Source organism: Candidatus Lokiarchaeota archaeon (genome assembly GCA_014730275.1).
Lineage (GTDB): Archaea > Asgardarchaeota > Thorarchaeia > Thorarchaeales > Thorarchaeaceae > WJIL01.
The window spans coordinates 1-2,512 of record WJIL01000075.1; the positions used below are offsets into that span (position 1 = coordinate 1).

Below are 2,512 nucleotides of genomic sequence, written 5' to 3' on the forward strand. Positions count from 1 at the left end.
CTTTGAGACGGGCTCTCTGCATTAGTATGGTTGTGCATACCGCCAAAGCAGCTGGTATCCATACTGTGATTATGTTGATTGGAATCGATATGAGCGTATAGGTTACGAAAATAGGTGGTACTATCAATACTCCAAAAAACAAGCGAAGTACAACTGAATCGATGTAGTTGGTGGGCTGGGGCATAGCAACCCCAGATACTTCAATGATCCTGAGCAGTACGGTGCCAAAACAACCGAGAATGAATATCCACAGTACGGAGAAGACGATTGTGAGCTCAATCGATACAGGTTGAATCAAATGGGTTGACCGCCTATTCTAGTCTTGAACTGCCTTTGGTTTCGTTCGTTTCACTTTGCTATAGTATCTCATATATGATTGTTGGGCTAGGGCTTCAAGAAGAAAATGAGTAGAACAAGATAGATTTGATTCCACTTAGTATGCTCAGAAAACGAGAACTTGTCAAAAATGCCTACAAAAGGCCTCAGTTTCTGAAATGGCTATCTTCGAGGTTTTTAGTTTCTATGAATGACAGAAAGAACCAAGGCATCTATACTTCACATAATCGGGTTTTGGAGATTGTGCAAAAAGCCGTCTGCCGTCAATCAATAGCTTGCCGTTTGCCGGTTCCATGATTTTCTCAATGCCTATCTCCTCATAAAGCGGCCAATCGGTCATTAAGAAGACTGCATGGGCATCGCGTGTGACTTTAAAGATGTCGTCACCTCTTTTGAATTTCGTGCGCAGTCCTTCATTGATTGTATTTTCGTTTGCCATTGGGTCGTGGGCCCAAATATCTGCACCAGCTGCATTGAGCTCTTCTATCAGTGAAAGACTCTGAGAGCGTCTCGTGTCGTCTGTTCCGGCTTTGAATGTAAGGCCGAGGACCGCTACTTTCTTTCCCTTTATGTCCTTCAACTCACCGTTCAGAATGCTCATCAGCCGAATAGAAGTGGCTCTGTTTACAGAAGCTACACCTCTCAGAAGATCCATTGGTATGCCCAAGGAATGGCCAACTTGAATCAATCCCGCCAAGTCCTTGGGCAAGCAGGTTCCTCCAAATCCCAAACCCGGTTTCATATGGTTTCCGTTGATTCTGTTGTCGGCCGTTACAATATCCATTACTTCATCGGGATCGGTGTTTGGAATCTTCTCAGCTAGGCTGGCAATCTCATTAGCGAATGATACTTTCGTCGCGAGGAATGCATTGCTAGCGTATTTGGATAGCTCTGCCGACTCAATGGAAACATGATAGACGGAAATCTGTTTATCTTTTACAATGCTTCGATATAAGGAATGATATCTTTTGAGTGCTTTTGAATCAGAGGCGCCAATTACGATGCGGTTTGGGTTCATTATATCGTGAATTGCATGTCCCTGTCTCATGAACTCGGGATTGAAAACTACACCAATCCTGTCGGACATGTGATGCTCTTCTAACTCCTCGATTAGAAGGGAACGAGTGGTTCCTGGAGGCACAGTGCTTCTTATGGCCAGCACGAGATAATCATCCAGCAACTTCTCGATATTCTCCAGTACACTATCCCGGGCAGCTTTCAGGTTACTAATATCAACTGAACCATCTCTTTGTGGAGGTGTCCCAACACAGAAAAGGACGAAATCATCGCCTGGGGGAATACTTTCGTAGTCAGAGGCCTGTAGACGCCCTCGGTTCACAGACTTGCGTAGTAATGGTTCCATCCCCACTTCCTCGAATGGCGGGGTGCCTGAGTTGATTAAAGAAACTCTATTCTCGTCAATATCTACAACTGTAACTTCATGAGTCTGGGACATAACCACAGCGGTTGCCAATCCAACATACCCTGCTCCGATAACCAGTATGCGCATACCCTTTCCTCGCAGTTAATTGGATTTCCATTACATATAAAGAAATCTGTTTTTCATGTATCTGAACAGAGCTATGGTGCGTCTGATTTCTTGGAGTCCAGCTGGGCTATTGGGAATTGTCTTTCTTTAATGCTTCCTTCTCAAGCCTCCACATTCGAAGCTTGTGAATATAGTCAATTATCAGACCTGCGGACATTAGGCTTGAGATTGTTGGGGCAAGGATAGTAATACTTGGAATAAGGAGCGACAAACCCCGTCCTATATTTCCACTTAGCATGAAGATAATACCGGCTGAAAGAAAAGGGATTCCCGCAGCCAGCAATAGCATTGAAATTATGCCAAAGAATCTTAGAGAAGCAACCTGAACGTATGTTAATATTAAATCAGGAAAAACCTGAAATGCATATCTCCAAATGCTGGAAATCAAACGAGATTTGCCTTCTCGTTTTCGGAATCGTATCGGAACCTCAACAACTTTGTAGCTTTGCCTTATTGATCTAATGAGGGTCTCCTGCACGTATGTCTTCTTTGATTCCACCACGAGGCGCTGAGCAAGGTCTCGATGAATCGCTCTGAACCCGCTCTGAGCATCTGATATTCTCTGTCCTGCTAGTTTGCTTGTTAAGAATGTTGCTAAGCGGTTACCCAATCTCTTACCCGTTGACA

The 2,512-nt window shown here is 44.2% G+C and carries 3 protein-coding genes; all 3 read right to left on the reverse strand.

What is annotated here, in order from left to right; translation table 11 throughout:
• On the reverse strand, window positions 1-298 hold a 298-nt coding region (locus GF309_08640; protein MBD3158839.1), incomplete at its 3' end, for a hypothetical protein.
• Window positions 299-520: 222 nt separating this feature from the next.
• A complete protein-coding gene (locus GF309_08645) occupies window positions 521-1,861 on the reverse strand; it encodes a nucleotide sugar dehydrogenase (protein ID MBD3158840.1) in 1,341 nt (446 codons plus the stop codon).
• A 91-nt stretch (window positions 1,862-1,952) separates the two neighbouring features.
• The gene (locus GF309_08650; GenBank protein MBD3158841.1) at window positions 1,953-2,495 is read right to left on the reverse strand and encodes a hypothetical protein; all 543 of its coding nucleotides are present in this window, start codon (window positions 2,493-2,495) and stop codon (window positions 1,953-1,955) included.
• Window positions 2,496-2,512: the final 17 nt, after the last annotated feature.